The following is an 18,686-nucleotide window of genomic DNA, read 5'->3' on the forward strand; positions in this document are numbered from 1 at the left end:
CAGTCAGCGCTCACTCGTCTGCATTGGCGTCGTCGTCGTTGTCGTCGAACTCGCTGCTGAACTGCAGCGGGGCATTGGTGTTGCCAGCCGCCAGCGACTTCACGTAGATCGGCGCCAGCGGTTCTTCCTGGACGATGTCCAGCAGCTGTTCCTTGGCCAGCTCCAGCACCGCCAGGAACGTGACCAGCACGCCCAGCTTGCCTTCTTCGGCGGTGAACAGCCCTTCAAAACGATAGAACTTGCCATCTTCCAGGCGTCCCAGCACTTCGCCCATGCGTTGCCGCACGCTCAGTGCCTCACGCTTGATGGCGTGGCCGCTGAACAGCTCGGCACGCTTGAGCACGTCGTGCAGGGCCAGCAGCATTTCCTTCAGGTCCACCGGCGGCGGCAGCTTCACCGTGGCACGTTCGGGCATGAAGGCATGTGCCACGGTGGTATCGCGGTCCTGGCGGGGCAGGGCGTCGATGTTCTCGGCGGCCTGCTTGAAGCGTTCGTACTCCTGCAGCCGGCGCACCAGTTCGGCGCGCGGGTCGGCTTCATCGCCTTCCTCGCTGACCGGGCGCGGCAGCAGCATCCGCGACTTCACCTCGGCCAGGATCGCGGCCATCACCAGGTATTCGGCCGCCAGCTCGAAGCGCAGCTCGCGCATCACGGTGATGTACTCCACGTACTGCCGGGTGATCTCGGCAACGGGAATGTCCAGTACATCCAGGTTCTGGCGGCGGATCAGGTACAGCAGCAGGTCCAGCGGGCCTTCAAAGGCATCCAGGATGACTTCCAGCGCGTCCGGCGGGATGTACAGGTCCTGCGGAATCTGCAGGACCGGTTGCCCATGCACCACGGCCAGCGGCATTTCCTGCTGCTGGGGGGCGGGCGGCCGGGTTGGCGGGTTCGCGTCGAGCGCGAGTTCGGAAGTCATCTAATGGAGATCAGGATTGCAACGGACCAGTCGCGGCACCGGGTTCGCCGGGCCAACGCCACGGAGCCCCAAGGCGCCAGACACGCCGGGATCGGCGCGATTCCACACATATCAAACAGCGGGACGCGCCGCGGTAAACGGCAGCGACAGAACTACGGGGAGGTCGTCTACGTGGCCCGGCCGGGTGGTCCGGTTTGAAGCAGCGGGACGGTCGTCGGGGGCTGCGTTGGCCGCAAAAACCGACGGGCCGCTGCATCCAGCCACGTGCAATGGAGTCTAGAGTAAGCCTTTGCCGCGCCAGTGTCCAGCCGGACCGGGGCGGGGGCTGCATTGGCTAGAATCTGCGGACCCGACAACGCAAGCGAGGAAATGCCGGTGTGGTATGTGATCGAAGGGTATGACGGCCAGGATGTGCTGGCGCAGCGGCTGCAGGCGCGGCCGGAACACCTGGCGCGGCTGCACGCGCTGCGCGACGAGGGACGCCTGCTGCTGGCCGGCCCGTGCCCGGCGGTGGACAGTGAAGACCCGGGCCCGGCCGGTTTCAGCGGCTCGGTGGTGATCGCGCAGTTCGAGTCGTTGCCGCAGGCCCAGGCCTGGGCCGATGCCGACCCGTACGTGGCTGCCGGCGTCTACACCCGCGTGCAGGTACGCCCGTTCCGCAAGGTCCTGCCGTGAACGCGGAACGGATCGAGCGGATCCGTGATGCGCTGCAGCAGGCGCTGGCACCCAGCGTGCTCGAGATCGAGGATGACAGCCATCGCCATGCTGGCCATGCCGGCGCGCGCGACGGGCGCGGCCATTTCAACGTCCATGTGGTGAGTGAACGCTTCGCCGGACTGGCTCCGTTGGCCCGGCATCGCGCGGTCTATGCCGCGCTGGGGTCGATGATGGACACCGATATCCACGCGCTGTCCATCCGCGCACATACCCCGTCAGAACAGGGCTGAGCCCTTGTCCCGCACTGTCCTGGCGGGTCCGCAAGGGCCTGGCCACGGACAGGTTTTCATGTCCATTTCGGGACATTCGCCTAACGGACTGTTTACAAGCCCAGATGGAAACGCTTACATTCCGCGCCAATGCTGGTAGGTCCAAGCCGTGGAGGGCGGCTTCGTGAACAAGGCAGCTATCACAATCAAAGACGTCGCACGCGAAGCCCGGGTCTCCGTGGCCACGGTTTCCCGCGCGCTCAACGGGCATGAAAATGTCGCCGAACCGGTCCGCCAGCTTGTGCTGGAGGTGGCCGCACGGCTGCGTTACACCCCGCATGCCGCCGCTCGCAGCCTGAGCAGCCGCCGCACCAATACGGTGGGCGTGGTGCTGCCTGACCTGTACGGCGAATTCTTCTCCGAACTGATGCGCGGCATCGACGGCGTGGCCCGCAACCGCCGCCAGCACCTGCTGGTGTCCAGCTACCACGGCGACCAGGAACAGCAGGGCGCCGCCCTGCGTGCCATGCGCGGCCGCGTCGACGGCCTGCTGGTGCTCTCGCCCTATGCCGAGAGCCCGGGCTTCCTGACCGACAACCTGCCGCAGTCGCTGCCGACGGTGTTGATCAACACCTATCTGCCCGGGCAGGACCATCCGGTGCTCAGCATCGACGACCACGCCGGTGCGATGGCGATGACCCGCCACCTGCTGGACGCCGGCCACCGCCGCATTGCCTTCATTTCTGGCCCGGACCTCAACTTCGACGCGCGCGAGCGCCTGCGCGGCTTCCGTGACGCGCTGGTAGCGTTTGGCAGTGGCGCCGAGGGCATCGAGCTGCCCGGTGATTTCGACGAAGCTTCCGGCCATCGCGCCGGTCAGGAGTTGCTGGCAGCCGGAGCGCTGCCCGATGCCGTGTTCGCCGCCAACGACATGATGGCCCTGGGCTGCCTGTATGCGTTCACGCAGGCTGGTGTCCATGTGCCGGCCGATGTTGCCCTGGCAGGTTTCGATGACATTCCACTGGCGCGTTTCGTCCACCCGTCGCTGACCACCATGCAGGTCAGCATCGCCGAGCTCGGCGACCGGGCCATGACGCGTCTGATGCAGTTGATGGACGGCACCTCCACGGATGGGACAGGGGACAAGCAGACCCTGGTTCCCCGCTTGATAGTTCGCGATTCCACCACTCCGCCATCCGGCCATTGAAGCCAGAGGCGTTCCTTCTTTTTTTTGACTGATCGCAGGGACCGCGCAAGCGGTTACCGCCACCCGGAGATTGAGTTGATGATGCATACCACCTTCCGCATGCCGGCGCGCCGGCTGCTGAGCACCGCACTGGTCAGCTGCCTGATGCTGGCCGCCGCCCCCAACGTCATGGCGCAGTCGGCCAACGCCAGCCTGCGCGGCCAGGTTGCCGGCGCCCAGGCAGGTACCGAAGTGACCGCCACCAACGTGGCCACCGGTACCGTCCGCCGTGGCACCATCCGCGCCGACGGCAGCTACTCGCTGATGGGCCTGGACCCGGGTACCTATGACGTGGTCGCCAACGGCCAGACCCAGAAGGTCACCGTCACCGTGGCCTCGACCGCGACGCTGAACTTTGCCGGTGCCGCCAGCAGCACCCCCGGTTCGACCGCGGCCACCAACCTGGACACCGTCAACGTCGTCGCGCCGACCCTGCTGCAGGAAGTGCGCACCTCCGAAGTCGGCAAGACCGTCAGCCTGCAGCAGATCCAGACCACCCCGCAGGTGTCGCGCAACTTCCTGGAGTTCGCCGACGCGGTGCCGGGCATGATCTTCACCCGTGACGCCAAGGGCAACACCTCGCTGCGCGGCGGTGCGACCAACGCCGACGGCACCAACGTGTACATTGACGGTGTGGGCCAGAAGAGCTACGTCAAGGGCGGCGGCGTGGCCGGCCAGTCCGGCAGCGCAGGCAACCCGTTCCCGCAGCTCGCCATCGGTGAATACAAGGTCATCAGCGGCAACTACAAGGCCGAGTACGGCCAGGTGTCCAGCGCCGCGATCACCGCTGCGACCAAGTCGGGTACAAACGAGTTCAAGGGCGAGACCTTCTATCGTTACACCAACGACAGTATGCGTGCGATGACCCCGGCCGAACGCCAGCCGGGAAAGAGCAAGGAAGAATCGGCGGAGAAGGAATACGGCTTCGCGCTGGGCGGTCCGATCATCAAGGACAAGGCCCACTTCTTCGTGACCTACGAAGCCAAGCGTTTCGATCTGCCAGTGACCATTGCCCCGAATGGCGCGGTAACCAGTGCTGCCTCGCAGCTGCCGGCGGCGGCCGCCGCCGGCCTGGGCCCGGCCAGCCAGCCGTTCAAGCAGGACCTGATCTTCGCCAAGATCGACGTCGAGCCGACCGACAACGACCGCATCGAGTTCACAGTCCAGGATCGTGACGAGAATCAGCAGCAGTTCAGTGACCAGACCTCCAAGGAGCATGGCAAGGTCACTGACAACACAGACCGTCGTTTCGCGCTGCGCTGGAATCACAGCGGTGAGCGCTTCTACAACGAGCTGATGGTCACCCACGAGAAGTCGTTCAACAACCCGCTGCCGCTGACCCTGGGCAACGGCTACGTGTACACCGCGCCGGACGGCCGTGACATCGACGGCAACACCCCGCAGGAACGCACCATTGTGGAAATCGGTGGTGCCAGCGCCTTCGCCTCGCAGGTGAAGGGCCAGAAGGGCTGGTCGATCGAAGACAACCTGACCCTGGACGGCTTGGAGTGGGCTGGCGACCACACCATCAAGATGGGCGCCAAGTACAAGAAGATCAATCTGTACGCCTCCGACGCGCAGCAGATCAACCCGCAGTTCTACTACACCGTGGGCAACCCGGAATTTGGCATTGATACGCCGTACAAGGCGCAGTTCACCAAGCCGATTACTGGTGTCAGTGGCGTGTTGCCGGAAGTACGCTCGAAGACCACGCAGATTGGCTTGTTCATTCAGGACGATTGGCAGGTCAACGACCACCTGCAGTTGAACCTTGGCCTGCGTTGGGACTACGAGAAGAACCCGACCTACCTGGACTTCGTGACCCCGCCGGAAGTGGTCAGCGCGCTCAATGCGCAGGATCCGCATGGCCCGGCCGGGCAGAGCTACGCGCAGACGCTCGCGTTGAGCGGCCTGAACATCAACGACTACATCAGCAACGGCCACAACCGCAAGGCATTCAAGGATGCCTGGCAGCCGCGGCTGGGCTTCTCGTATGACATCAATGCCGACGAGCAGCATGTGATCCATGGTGGCGCCGGTCGTTCCTACGACCGTGATCTTTTCGACTACCTGGCGTTGGAAACCACCAAGCTGGCCCTGCCGCAGCCGACCGTGTACTTCCGCGACCCGCGCAGCGGAGCCTGCCTGTACGGGCAGAACCCGTGCTTCGATTGGAACCCGAACCTGCTCAATGGCATCGGCAACGTGCAGGCCCTGCTGGGCAGTACCAGCAACGAAGGCCTGGAAGTGGACCTGCTCAACAACAACTTGAAGGTGCCCTACGCGGACCAGTTCAGCCTGGGCATGAGCAACCAGATCGGGGAGTGGCTGACCGACGCCACCATCTCGCGCACGCTGACCTATGATGGCTTCGCCTACACCTTGGGCAATCGCTTCCGCAACGGCAACTTCTTCGACAACCAGATGCTGTGTGGTGCCGAAAAGCCAACCTACGGCCAACCGTGGGGTTGCAACATCCCCGGCTTCGGCAGCCTGATCATTGGCCAGCAGGGCATCAAGACCCGCGCTACCCAGATCCTCCTGTCTGCGCAGAAGCCGTACACCAAGGAAAGTGGCTGGGGTACCTCGATCGCCTATACCTGGACCACTGCGCGCCACAACCGCAACATCGACGAGCACTACTCGTTCGATCGCGGCACCATCGGCGAATACCCATACATCAAGTCCAACGGCGCGCCGCGCCACCGTCTGGTGGTCACGGGCTCCTACGATGGCTTCTGGGGCATCACCTTCGGTGGCAAGCTGACCTTGGCCACCCCGGTGGCGGGCAACGACTGGTCCTGCGTGGCACAGGCCGGCAACCCGAACTGCCTGCCGACCCCGGCCGCCGGCTACCCGGGGGGCAACGGCCGCTTCCTGCTCGGCGGCAAGATCTTCGGCTACCGGTCGCTTGACCTGCAGGCGACCAAGACCTTCAAGCTGGCCGGCGATACCGAGTTGTATGCGCGTATCGACATCATCAACGTGCTCAACTTCGACAACTTCTCCAACCTGAACTACGTGAAGAGCGACGGCAAGCTGCTGGTGAGCTACAACGAGACCGGCGACATCGTCGGTACGCCGCGCCAGGTCAAGGCCGAAGTGGGCTTCCGCTTCTAAGCCCGGGCGGTGATGCATGACCCGATGCCGCCGGCTCGCTGGCGGCATCGGTGAAAACGGCAATGGCCGGCCCCGTGCCGGTCCATTGCCCACGCCGCTGCCGGCCAGGGGGCAGCGGCGTGGGCAATGATCGCGGTGTCAGGCCACGTTTTTCGTGGTTTTTTAAGCACACACCTTGTAAACGATTTCAGATCATTGGACGGTATGCTTTCCCATCGATCAGACCACCGGAGGAACCGCGCCATGCAGGCACGCCATCTGTTGTCCGCCGCAGCGCTGAGCCTGGCCGTGGCCGCCTGCCAGCCGGCCCAGCAGGAACCTGCCAAACCGCGCCCGCCGGTGATCCTGATCGAGGCCGATGCACCGCCTCGGCCCATGAAGCCTGAGCTGCCGCCGCTGTTCGATGACATCGAGCGCCGCACCTTCCAGTTCTTCTGGGATACCACCAACGAGGTCAACGGGCTGACCCCGGACCGCTACCCGTCGCGGCCGTTCGCCAGCATCGCCTCGGTCGGCTTCGCGCTGACCGCCTATCCGATCGGCATCGAGAACGGCTGGGTCAGCCGCAACCAGGCGATCGACCGCACGCTGACCACGCTGAAGTTCTTCCGCGACGTGCCGATGGGCCCGCAGCGCACCGGCAAGGCCGGTTACAAGGGCTTCTACTACCACTTCCTGGACATGCAGGAAGGCCGTCGCTACGACAGCTGGGTCGAGCTGTCATCGGTGGATACCGCGCTGCTGATGATGGGCGTGCTGTTCGCGCAGTCGTACTACGACGGTGATGATCCGCGCGAGAAGGAAATCCGCCAGATCGCCGATACGTTGTACAAGAAGGTCGACTGGCCGTGGCTGCAGCAGCGTGCACCGCTGATCTCGATGGGCTGGTTCCCGGAGAGCGGTTTCATCGACCACGACTGGATGGGCTACAACGAGGCGATGATGGTGTACATCCTCGCCCTGGGCTCGCCGACGCACCCGGTCAGCCCGGACGCGTGGACGGTGTGGACGCGTACCTACGACAACGACTGGGGCGTCTACCAGGGCCAGGAATACCTGTCCTTCGGCCCGCTGTTCGGCCACCAGTACAGCCACGTCTGGATCGACTTCCGCGACATCCAGGACGCTTACATGCGCGAGCGCGGCAGCACCTATTTCCTCAACAGCCGGTCGGCCGCGCTGGCCCAGCGCGAATATGCCATCGCCAACCCGATGCAGTGGAAGGAGTATGGCGAGAACGTGTGGGGCCTGACCGCCAGCGATGGTCCGCAGAACACCACGCAGGAGTACCGCGGCGAGCAGCGCCAGTTCCGCCACTACTCCTCGCGCGGCGCCGGCCTGCGCGAGAACTTCGATGACGGCACCATCGCCCCGACCGCTGCGATCGCCTCGGTGGTGTTCGCCCCCGAGCAGGTGATCCCGGCCACGCTGGAGATGCACAAGCGCTTTGGCGACTACATCTATTCCAGCTACGGCTTCCTGGATTCGTTCAACCCCAGCTTCAACTACGACATCCCGATCAAGACCGGTCGCCTGGTTCCCGATCGCGGCTGGGTCGCCAGCGACTACATCGCCATCGACCAGGGCCCGATCCTGACCATGATCGCCAACTACCGCGATGACTTCGTCTGGGAAGTGATGAAGAAGAACCCGTACATCCGCAAGGGCCTGGAGCGGGCCGGGTTCAGCGGTGGCTGGCTGGCGCCGGAAGGCTCGTTCCAGCCGCTGGAACTGCAGAAAGACGAAAAGGCCGCGGCAGCACGCGCGGTGGGTATCGCCGAATCACGCGCGGCTGCCGCGCAGGAACAGAAGAACAATGCCAACCGCACCACAGGCCAGGGCAAGTAGCCCGATGCCGAACTGGATCGACCGCCTGCGCCGCTGGGCGCTGCCTGCCCTGGCCGCGTTGGCCGTGGCCGGCTGCGCCCGTACCGAACCGGGCACCACCACCGTGCGCTTCTGGGCGATGGGCCGCGAAGCCGAGGTGGTCAGCGAGCTGATCCACGAATTCGAGGCCGAAAACCCCGGCATCAAGGTGGATGTGCAGAACATCCCGTGGACCGCCGCGCATGAGAAGCTGCTGACCGCGTTCGCCGCCGACGGCCTGCCGGACGTGTGCCAGCTTGGCAACACCTGGGTGCCGGAGTTCGCCGAACTCGACGCGCTGACCCCGCTGCAGCCGTTCGTGCAGCGCTCCACCGTGGTCGACCCGAAGGACTACTTCCAGGGCATCTGGGATACCAACGTGATCCACGGCGGGCTGGTCGGCGTGCCGTGGTACGTCGATACGCGCCTGATCTACTACCGCAAGGACCTGCTGGCCAAGGCCGGTTACGACCACCCGCCGCGTACGTGGCAGGAATGGGAAGAGCAGATGGCGGCGATCAAGCGCATGCAGGGCCCGAGCCGCTACGCGGTGCTGATGCCGATCAACGAGTTCGAGCAGCAGCTGTCGCTGGCCTTGCAGCAGCCCGACCCGCTGCTGCGTGACGACGACACCCGGGGCAATTTCTCCAGCCCGGGGTTCCGCCGCACGCTGGGCTTCTACGCCAACATGTTCGAGCAGGGCTGGGCGCCGAAGATGTCCGAGACGCAGATCTCCAATGTCTGGGACGAATTCTTCCGCGGCTTCAACGTGTTCTACATCTCCGGCCCCTGGAACATCCGCGAGTTCAAGAAGCTGCAGCCGAAGGAACTGGAAGGGCAGTGGGGCACCGCCGCGCTGCCGGGGCCGGACGGTCCGGGCGCGGGCATCGCCGGTGGTACCAGCCTGGTGATCTTCCGCAAGTCGCAGCAGAAGGAGGCGTCCTGGAAGCTGATCGAATTCCTGTCGCGGCCGGAAATCCAGGCACGCTTCCATTCGATCATTGGCGACCTGCCGCCGCGCCGCAGTGCGTGGAACACGCCGTCGCTGGCCAATGACCCGCTGGCGGCCGCGTTCCGCGATCAGCTGGAGCGGGTCAGGCCGACGCCGAAGGTGCTCGAATGGGAGCGCATCGTGCAGGAAATGCGCATCGTCACCGAGAAGGTGGTGCGCGGTGGCCTGCCGCAGGACAAGGCCGTGGAAGAGCTGGACCAGCGCGTGGACAAGGTGCTGGCCAAGCGCCGCTGGATGCATGAACAACAACGCCTGCAGGAGCGCGCGCCGTCGCCGCAATCGAGCAGCGCCGTGGCCGCCGGGAGCGCGCAATGAAACGTACTTCGCTGGCCGGCTGGATCTTCGCCGGCCCCTCGCTGATCGTGCTGGGCGTGTTCTTCGGCCTGCCGGTCGCCTCGGCGCTTGCACTGAGCGTGACCGACTTCGACCTCTATGCACTGGCCGATAGCAGCAACCTGCGCTTCGTCGGCCTGGGCAACTACATCGACCTGCTGCAGACGCCGATGTTCTGGAAGTCGCTGTGGAACACCACCTACTTCGTGCTGATCGGCGTGCCGTTGTCGATCGGCGTGTCGCTGGGCGCGGCGATGCTGCTCAATGCACCGGCCGCGCGCTTCAAGGCCCTGTTCCGCACGGCCCTGTTCGCGCCGGTGGTGACCACGCTGGTGGCGGTGGCGGTGATCTGGCGCTACCTGTTCCATACCAGCTATGGCCTGGTGAACTACGGCCTGGGCCATCTGGGCATCAGCCCGATCGACTGGCTGGGTGATCCCAACTGGGCGATGCCGACCATCATGCTGTTCGCGGTGTGGAAGAACTTCGGCTACAACATGGTGATCTTCCTGGCCGGCCTGCAGGCGATCCCGCATGACCTGTACGAAGCGGCGCGCATCGATGGTGCCTCGCGCTGGAAGCAGTTCCTGCACATCACCCTGCCGATGCTCGGCCCGGTGCTGCTGGTGGTCGGGGTGATTACCGTGTCCGGCTACTTCCAGCTGTTCGCCGAACCCTACGTGATGACCCGCGGCGACCCACTGCAGAGCACCGTCAGCGTGCTGTATTTCATGTTCGAGGAAGGCTTCAAGTGGTGGAACCTGGGACGCGCCTCCGCCGTGGCGTTCCTGCTGTTCCTGATCATCCTGGCGGTGACCACCGTGATGCTGCGTTTCGGCCGCAAGAGGCAGTTGGTATGAGTCGTGAAATCGGCCAGTCGCGCTGGTACCCGTGGATGATCAATGGTGCGTTGCTGGTGCTGGCCCTGGTCAGCCTGGCACCGCTGCTGTGGATGGTCTCGGTCTCGTTCATGCCGCAGGGCGAGGCCAGCCATTTCCCGCCGCCGCTGCTGCCTTCGAGCATCACCACGCACAACTACCATGAACTGTTCGCGCGCACCGGCATGGGCGGCAACTTCGCCAACAGCCTGCTGGTGTCGCTGGGCATCACGATCGGCTCGCTGCTGCTCAACACCATGGCCGGTTACGCTTTCGCCAAGCTCAACTTCGTCGGCCGCGAGCGCCTGTTCCAGGTACTGATGGCGGCGCTGGTGATTCCAGCGCAGGTGGCGATGCTGCCACTGTTCCTGCTGATGAAGCAGCTGGGGCTGGTCAACAGCTTCGGCGGCGTGATCGTGCCGGCGCTGGCCAGCGTGTTCGGCATCTTCCTGGTACGCCAGTACGCACGTTCGATCCCGGACGAACTGCTGGAAGCGGCGCGCATCGACGGGGCAGGGGAGCTGCGCATCTTCTTCCAGATCGTGCTGCCGATGCTCAAGCCGGTGCTGGTGACCCTGGCGATCTTCACCTTCATGGGCGCATGGAACGATTTCATGTGGCCGCTGATCGTGTTGACCGACCAGGAGCACTACACTTTGCCGGTGGCGCTGGCCACCCTCTCGCGCGAACACATCATGGACGTGGAAATGATGATGGCTGGCGCGGTGGTCACCGTGGTTCCGGTGCTGGCGCTGTTCCTGGTGCTGCAGCGGTACTACATCCAAGGTCTGTTGCTGGGGAGCGTCAAGGGATGAAGCGAGCGATCGCCGTTGGACTGGGACTGTTGTGGACCTCCCTGGCGATCGCCGCACCACCGGCACTGCCGGCGCCGAAGGTGCTGGACGACTTCGACGATATCGGCGCCTGGAAACTGGTGCTGTCCGACCAGGTCAGTGGTTCGCTGCGGCCGGTCAGCGGCGCCGGCGGCGGCCGTGCCCTGTGCCTGGACTATGATTTCCACAAGGTCTCCGGCTACGTCGGCATCCGCCGCGCGCTGAACATCGACTACCCGGTCAACTACCGTTTCGGCTTCCAGCTGCGTGGTGATTCGCCGGCCAACGACCTGCAGTTCAAGCTGATCGATGCCAGCGGCGACAACGTCTGGTGGGTCAACCGCCCGGGCTACAGCTTCCCCAAGGCGTGGACACCGGTCGAATACCGGCGTCGCCAGATCGACAAGGCGTGGGGGCCGTCGCCCGAGAAGGAGATGGCGCGCAGCGCCGCGGTCGAGTTCACGATCTACAGCAAGGTCGGTGGCCGCGGCACGGTGTGCTTCGACAAGCTGACCCTGCAGGGCCTGCCACCGCAGGATGATTCGGCACTGGTGCCATCGGTCATCGCCGATACCGCCACCGCGCTGCAGGACCGCATGATCGATGGCAAGGGCGATACGTTCTGGATCAGCGGCGGGGTCAAGCAGCAGACCATCAGCCTGGACCTGCACAAGAGCCGCGAGATCGGCGGTGCGGTGATCGACTGGCTGCCGAACCTGGAAGCCAATCGTTACACCGTGCGGACGTCCGAAGATGGCCGGGACTGGCGCACTGTGCGCGAGGTGACCGGCGGTGCGGGTGGCCGCGACTGGCTGGCGCTGCCGGACACCGACGCACGCTACGTGCGTTTCGATCTGCTCGATGGCCCGAACTGGCGCTATGGCATCCGTGACATCACGCTCAAGCCGCTGGCGTTCGCCGCCACGCCGAACGCCTTCCTGTCCTCGGTGGCGGCCGACCTGCCGCGCGGTTCGCTGCCGCGTGCGTATGTGGGCGAACAGCCGTACTGGACCCTGCTCGGCCTCGATGGCGGCCAGGAACAGGCGCTGATCAGCGAGGACGGTGCGCTGGAGCCGGCCAAGGGCAGCTTCAGCATCGAGCCGTTCATCCGCCTCGACGGCAAGCTGCTGGACTGGTCGAAGGTGGCCACTACCCAGTCGCTGCAGGACCACTATCTTCCGATCGCCAACGTCGACTGGGTGCACGAGAAGGCCGGCCTGGCGGTGACCAGCTTCGTGCAGGGCACGCCGGAGCGCGCGCAGTTGATCGGCCGCTATCGGCTGAGCAATCCGGACAAGGTGGCGCACGAGTACACCCTGGCGCTGGCGATCCGCCCCTGGCAGGTCAACCCGCCGACCCAGTTCCTCAACACCGTCGGCGGCTTCAGCCGCATCGATGCGCTGGACGTGGGCGAACAGCTGGTACGCATCAACGGCGAGCCGCGCATCTATCCACTGCAGGTGCCCGATGCCCGTTTCGCCAGCACGTTCGATGGCAAGCTCGATGCGATGCATCTTGCGTCCGGAAAGTATCCGGCCACTACGGCAGTGAAGGACAGTACCGGCATGGCGTCCGGTGCGCTGCTGTATACGATCAAGCTGGAACCCGGGCAGAGCCGCGAAGTGGCAGTGGTGCTGCCGCAGACCGGGAGCTGGGCGCCGCAGGCGCTGGACGTGGCCAAGGCGCAGGCGCAGGTGGCCGAACAGTGGCGGCACGCGCTGGGCGTGGTCTCGCTGCAGGTGCCGGCGGCAGGCCAGGCCCTGGTCGACACCCTGCGCACCGCCGTGGCGCACATGCTGATCTCGCGGGTCGGCCCGCGCCTGCAGCCGGGCACGCGCTCGTACGCGCGCAGCTGGATCCGCGACGGCGCGATGATTTCCGAAGGCCTGCTGCGCATGGGGCGCAGCGATGCCGTGCGTGACTACATCAACTGGTATGCGCCTTACCAGTTCGAGAACGGCAAGGTACCGTGCTGTGTCGATGCGCGCGGCAGCGACCCGGTGCCGGAGAACGACAGCCACGGTGAGCTGATCTACAGCATCGCCGAATATGGGCGCTATACCGGCGACAGCACCTTCGCCGAGCTGATGTGGCCGCACGTGCAGGGCGCCTACAGCTACATGGAGCAGCTGCGTGCCAGCGAGCGTACCGAAGAGAACCGTGCGCGCAATCCGGCGTTCTACGGGATGATGCCGGCCTCGATCAGCCACGAAGGCTATTCGGCCAAGCCGATGCATTCGTACTGGGATAATTTCTGGGCGTTGCGCGGCTACAAGGACGCGGCATCGCTGGCGGCCCAGCTGGGCAAGGTCGAAGCGATGCAGATCGCCGAGTCGCGTGACCAGTTCCGTGATGACCTGCAGGCGTCACTGCTGTCGGCGATGCAGCAGCACAACATCGACTACCTGCCGGGCTCGGCCGAGCTGGGCGATTTCGACGCGACCTCGACCACCATCGCGCTGGCGCCGGGCGGCGAGCAGGGCCGGCTGCCGCAGCAGGCGTTGGAGGCGACCTTCGAGCGCTACTGGAAGGAATTCGTGGCCCGCCGCGATGGCAAGCGCGAGTGGAAGGACTACACGCCGTACGAATGGCGCAACGTGGCCGCCTTCGTTCGCCTGGGCTGGCGCGATCGCGCCTGGCAGGCGACCGAGTTCTTCTTCAAGGACCGTGCGCCGCAGGCCTGGAACCAGTGGGCCGAAGTGGTCTCGCGCACGCCGCGCAAGCCGTTCTTCGTCGGTGACCTGCCGCATGCCTGGGTCGCCTCGGACTTCGTGCGCTCGGCCCTGGACATGTTCGCCTACAGTCGTGACATGGACGATGCGCTGGTGTTGGCCGCCGGCATCCCGACGGCCTGGCTGCAGGGCGAGGGCATCGCCGTGCAGGGCCTTCGCACGCCGCAGGGCCAGCTCAATTACCGCCTGCAGCGCAGCGACAAGCAGCTGGTGCTGGAGGTGCAGCCGGGCCTGGTGCCACCGGTCGGTGGCGTGGTGTTGCCTTGGCCGTACGCCGGTGATCCGGGCGAGGCGACCATCAACGGCGAAGCGGCCGAATGGATCAACAAGGAACTGCACGTGCACCAGCTGCCGGCACGGGTCGAGATCGATGTACCGGGCGCGGTGCGCCGCGCCGAGCGCAAGGGGCAGTAACGATGAAGCAACAAGGGGAGGGAGTGCGCGCGACGGTGCGCGCCCTGGGGCTGGCCATTGCATTGGCATTGCCAGGGCTGACGCTGGCAGCGGTGCCGCAGGTCGCATCGCCAGCGGTGGACATCGCCAGCGCGCCAGGCATGAGCATGGTCACCTTCAACCTCCATCATGACCGCGAAGACTGGCCAAGCCGCCGCCGTACCATCCTGGCCGAACTCAAGCGCCTGCAGCCCGATGCCATCGCGCTGCAGGAGGTGATCCAGCGCCGCAACGTGCGCAACCAGGCGCAGTGGCTGGCCAGCCAACTCGGCTACAAGTACGTATTCGTGTCCACCGATCCGGTGGGCGCGCCGAAGCGTTACGGCAATGCGTTGCTGACCCGGCGGCCGATCCTCGCCCAGGGGGATCATCTGCTGCTGCCATTGGACGACTACCGCACGGTGGCCCACCTGCGCATCGACGTCGACGGCACACCGGTGAACGTCTACGCCACGCATCTCAACGAGCGCAACGACGAGAGTGGTCAGCGCATCCGTCGTACCCAGGTCGAGGACCTGCTGCGCTTCATCACCGCTACCTCGGCCGGCGCGCCGGTGGTGATCGCGGGCGACTTCAATGCGCTGGTGGACGCAGGTGACCTGAGCGAGCTGCGCAGCCATTACGGCGACAGCTATGGCAGCGTGCACGTCAACACCGACCTGGCCGGGGTCAGCACCTTGAACCGGCACTATTACCAGGCACCTTCGCGTATCGACCACATCTTCTTCCAGCAGGACCGGATGGTCGCGCGCGAAGCGAAGCTCCTGTTCGACCAGCCCGATGACAGCGGTCGCTGGGCCTCGGACCACTACGGCGTGTGGACCCGGTTGCAGTTCGCGCCGACGCGCTGATGTCCTGGTAGGTGCCAACCTTGGTTGGCACGGACGTGTCCGCGTTCGCTCGAACAACGGCGCCAACCAAGGTTGGCCTCTACCAGAGCGCTGCACGCGCCCGACGCACAAACAGAAACGGCGGGGATCATCGATCCCCGCCGTTCTTTTTCACGCGACCAGATCGCGATCAGTTCGCCGGCGGCGTGCGCTTGGCGGCGTCTTCATCTTCTTCGTCGGCCTTGGCTTCGGCCGCCTGGGCGGCGGCATCGGCGTGACCATCGGCGACCGGATCGATCGACGGCGTCACCACCGCATCGGCGACCGGGGCCGCAGCTTCCACCGGTGCGGCTTCAACCGCCACCGGAGTGACCGGCTGTTCGGCGACCGGTGCGGTCTCGACAACCGGCTTGGCTTCAACCGCGGGAGCGGCCTCCACCACCGGGGCGGCCTCAACGGCCAGCGGCTTGGCTTCGACCGCCGGAGCGGCTTCAGCGATCTCTGGCTTCGATTCCACGACCGGCTTCACTTCGACCACCGGAGTGGCTTCAACGGCCGGGGCAGCCTCGACCACGACCGGCTTGGCTTCGACCGCCGGTGCTGCAGCCACCACCGGCTGGGCCGGGGTCGCCGCGTCGATGGCATCGAGCATGCTGGTCTGCACCGGCGAAGATGCCGGTTCGGCCTTGGCCACGGTATCGATCGGCGCCTGTACTTCGGCCACCACCGGTGCAGCGGCATCGACCACGGCGCTGCTCACCACCGCGACCGGCGCGGCGACAACAGCGGCGGCGGCACGGACCGGCTTTTCGGATTCGGCAGCGGTCGGTTCGACTTCGTCATCGAAATCGAATTCCGGTTGCGAACGGGCCGGCTGCGCAGCGGCGACCGGAGTGGTCCCGGCGACGCTGTCGTTGCTCTGCTCGGCGACATCAGCGGCATCGGTGTCATCACTGTCGTCCGCGTCGTCCTGATCATCGCCCAGGCCATCGCTGCCGGCAGCGTTCTCGGCGCCACCACGACGGCGGCGACGGCCACCACGACGGCCACGGCGGCGGCGGGTCGCGCCTTCACCGGCCTGCTCGCCGTTGGCGTCGACAGCAGCCTCTTCACCGGTCACGGCAATCGCCTCGGCCTCGTTGCCGGCGTTGGCAGTGGTGTCGGCCGGTGCAGTGGCTTCCGCCGGAGCGGAGGCGGCCGGCGCAACCGGCGCCACCGGCGCAGTGGCTTCCTGAGCGGTCACCCCATTGGCGGCGACCGCCGTGGCGGCCACGGCGGCAGCCGCGGTCACGGCCTCGACCGGTGCCTCGGCGGTGCTGCGCTGCGGCTTCTCGGCCGGCTTGTCACCGTCCTGCGGCTGGCGCGGCTGCTTGGGCTGCTTCAGCTTCGGCTGCTGCTGGTTCTGGTTCTGGTTCTGGCCCTGCTGCTCGTTGCGCGGCTTGTTCTGCTGATGCGGCTGCTGGCCGTCCTTCTGCTGAGGCTCCTTCTGCCTGCCCTGCTGCGGCTGCTGCTGGGCATTGCCGTTGTTGCCGTTGCGGCCGTCCTTGCGCTGCTCACCGCGCTCCTTGCGGTTGCCGCCATCCTTCTGCTGCTGAGCGTTGCCGTTGCCACGGTTGTCGTCGCGGCGATCCTTGCGGTCCTTGTTGCGATCCTTGTTGCGGTCCTTGCGGCCGCCGTCCTGCTGCTGGCGGGCAACAGGAGCCGCCGGTGCCGGCGCCGGCGCCGGTTCGCCACCGAACACGCGCTTGAGCCAACCGATCACGCCGCCGCTCGGGGCCGCTGCAACCGGCGCTGCCACGACCGGGGCCGGTGTCGCTGCGGCCGGCTCCACTTCCTCGCGCACCGGGGCGGGGGAGGTGTGCTTGACCTGGGTCACCGCCGGCGGCGGGATGTTCAGCTGGCCCTTGGTCAGGGCATGCACCGGCAGCTTGCGCGGGGTGCCGCGCTGGTAACTGGGCTTGTTGCTCTCTTCACCCAGCTCGTTCTCGCGCAGGCGGGTGACGGTGTAGTGCGGGGTGTGCAGCTGCTCGTCGGCGACGATCACGATCGGCGCCTCGTGGCGCTGCTCGATCTCGCGCAGGGCACTGCGCTTTTCGTTCAGCAGGTAATTGGCGATCTCCACCGGCGCCTGGACCAGCACCTGCCCGGTGTTTTCCTTCATCGCATGCTCTTCGGCAACGCGGATGATCGACAGCGACAGCGACTCGACGCTGCGCATGCGGCCGTGGCCGTCGCAACGCGGGCAGACGATCTGGCTGGATTCACCCAGGCTCGGGCGCAGGCGCTGGCGGCTCATTTCCAGCAGGCCGAAGCGCGAGATGCGGCCAACCTGGACGCGCGCACGGTCGTACTTCAGCGCGTTGGCCAGGCGGTTCTCGACCTCGCGCTGGTGCTTGTTGGAGGCCATGTCGATGAAGTCGATCACCACCAGGCCGCCCAGGTCGCGCAGGCGCAGCTGGCGGGCCACTTCCTCGGCCGCTTCCAGGTTGGTCTGGAACGCGGTGTCCTCGATGTCGCTGCCCTTGGTGGCGCGCGAGGAATTGACGTCGACCGCGGTCAGCGCTTCGGTCTGGTCGACCACGATCGAGCCGCCCGACGGCAGGCGCACGTTGCGCTCGTAGGCGCCCTCGATCTGCGACTCGATCTGGAAGCGGTTGAACAGCGGGATGTCGTCCTTGTAATGCTTGAGCTTGCGCAGGGTCTGCGGCATCACCTGCTGCATGAACTCGCGGGCGTGCTCGTACATCTCCTCGGTGTCCACCAGGATCTCGCCGATGTCGGCGCGCAGGTAGTCACGCAGGGCGCGCACGATCAGGCGCGATTCCTGGTAGATCAGGAACGGAGCCGGCTTGCTCAGTGCGGCTTCGGCGATGGCGCGCCAGACATTGAGCAGGTAGTCCAGGTCCCACTGCAGCTCTTCCGCATCGCGGCCGACGCCGGCGGTACGGATGATCACGCCCATGTCGTCGGGAATGTTCAGCTTGTCCAGGGCGTCCTTCAGCGCGGCCCGGTCTTCGCCCTCGATGCGTCGGGAAACGCCGCCGGCGCTGGGCGAGTTCGGCATCAGCACCATGTAGCGGCCGGCCAGCGAGATGAACGTGGTCAGGGCGGCGCCCTTGTTGCCACGCTCTTCCTTGTCGACCTGGACGACGATCTCCTGTCCTTCCTTCAGCAGCTCGCGGATGCCGGCCTTGTTGTGGTCGACACCGGCCTGGAAGTAGTCGCGGGAGATTTCCTTCAGCGGCAGGAAGCCATGGCGGCCACCGCCGTACTCGACGAAGGCGGCTTCCAGCGAGGGCTCGATGCGGAAGATCCGGCCCTTGTAGATGTTGGACTTCTTCTGTTCCTTCGACGGCTGTTCGATGTCGATGTCATACAACGACTGGCCATCCACGATGGCAACACGCAGCTCTTCAGCCTGCGTGGCGTTGATCAGCATTCGCTTCATTGTTGCGTTCCTCGCAAGCGGCTACCGCGCGGAACGCCATGGGGTTTCGCCTCTGGACACGGTTCGCCGCCCATTCGCGCAAGCGCGGGG

General features: G+C 65.8%; 12 protein-coding genes. 10 read left to right on the plus strand and 2 right to left on the minus strand.

The features are described 5' to 3' along the window. Nucleotides 1–10: 10 nt before the first annotated feature. Nucleotides 11–919: a segregation and condensation protein A gene (locus AC5P7I_RS13085; protein WP_014647754.1), complete on the minus strand. Its 909-nt coding sequence runs from the start codon at nt 917–919 to the stop codon at nt 11–13. A gap of 375 nt (nt 920–1,294) precedes the next feature. On the opposite strand from AC5P7I_RS13085, the gene AC5P7I_RS13090 reads away from it, so the two are divergent. The 10 genes from AC5P7I_RS13090 (at nt 1,295) to AC5P7I_RS13135 (ending at nt 15,169) form a co-directional block, all read left to right on the plus strand. Next, nucleotides 1,295–1,594, plus strand: coding sequence for a YciI family protein (locus tag AC5P7I_RS13090; protein ID WP_014037825.1), 300 nt, complete (start codon nt 1,295–1,297; stop codon nt 1,592–1,594). Next, a complete protein-coding gene (locus AC5P7I_RS13095; RefSeq protein WP_014647753.1) occupies nt 1,591–1,866 on the plus strand; it encodes a BolA family protein in 276 nt (91 codons plus the stop codon). The genes AC5P7I_RS13090 and AC5P7I_RS13095 overlap by 4 nt, the downstream gene beginning before the upstream one ends. Nucleotides 1,867–2,014: 148 nt before the next feature. Continuing rightward, complete coding sequence (locus AC5P7I_RS13100) at nt 2,015–3,052, plus strand: LacI family DNA-binding transcriptional regulator (protein ID WP_262087990.1); 1,038 nt, start codon at nt 2,015–2,017, stop codon at nt 3,050–3,052. Between the two features lie 78 nt (nt 3,053–3,130). Continuing rightward, nucleotides 3,131–6,211, plus strand: a complete 3,081-nt coding sequence (locus tag AC5P7I_RS13105) for a TonB-dependent receptor (protein ID WP_046431674.1) — start codon at nt 3,131–3,133, stop codon at nt 6,209–6,211. 243 nt (nt 6,212–6,454) lie between these two features. Further along, nucleotides 6,455–8,059 carry a glucoamylase family protein gene (locus tag AC5P7I_RS13110; protein ID WP_014647750.1) on the plus strand — a complete coding sequence of 535 codons (1,605 nt, stop codon included), beginning with the start codon at nt 6,455–6,457 and terminating at the stop codon, nt 8,057–8,059. Nucleotides 8,060–8,063: 4 nt separating this feature from the next. Further along, nucleotides 8,064–9,404, plus strand: coding sequence for a sugar ABC transporter substrate-binding protein (locus AC5P7I_RS13115; protein ID WP_014647749.1), 1,341 nt, complete (start codon nt 8,064–8,066; stop codon nt 9,402–9,404). Next, nucleotides 9,401–10,282, plus strand: coding sequence for a carbohydrate ABC transporter permease (locus tag AC5P7I_RS13120; RefSeq protein WP_005410323.1), 882 nt, complete (start codon nt 9,401–9,403; stop codon nt 10,280–10,282). The genes AC5P7I_RS13115 and AC5P7I_RS13120 overlap by 4 nt, the downstream gene beginning before the upstream one ends. Continuing rightward, nucleotides 10,279–11,115 (plus strand): carbohydrate ABC transporter permease, encoded by an 837-nt coding sequence (locus AC5P7I_RS13125; RefSeq protein WP_006456347.1) that lies wholly within the window; start codon nt 10,279–10,281, stop codon nt 11,113–11,115. Before AC5P7I_RS13120 ends, AC5P7I_RS13125 begins: the two co-directional genes overlap by 4 nt. Further along, nucleotides 11,112–14,279 carry a discoidin domain-containing protein gene (locus AC5P7I_RS13130; protein ID WP_053496314.1) on the plus strand — a complete coding sequence of 1,056 codons (3,168 nt, stop codon included), beginning with the start codon at nt 11,112–11,114 and terminating at the stop codon, nt 14,277–14,279. Before AC5P7I_RS13125 ends, AC5P7I_RS13130 begins: the two co-directional genes overlap by 4 nt. A 2-nt stretch (nt 14,280–14,281) precedes the next feature. Then, nucleotides 14,282–15,169, plus strand: coding sequence for an endonuclease/exonuclease/phosphatase family protein (locus AC5P7I_RS13135; RefSeq protein ID WP_197557121.1), 888 nt, complete (start codon nt 14,282–14,284; stop codon nt 15,167–15,169). Nucleotides 15,170–15,338: 169 nt separating this feature from the next. Here AC5P7I_RS13135 and rne read toward each other — a convergent pair whose 3' ends face one another. Next, on the minus strand, nt 15,339–18,596 hold the full coding sequence (rne, locus tag AC5P7I_RS13140; RefSeq protein ID WP_262219422.1) for a ribonuclease E: 3,258 nt from the start codon (nt 18,594–18,596) through the stop codon (nt 15,339–15,341). Nucleotides 18,597–18,686: the final 90 nt, after the last annotated feature.

This window comes from Stenotrophomonas sp. YJH_SMC_138 (assembly GCF_059369855.1).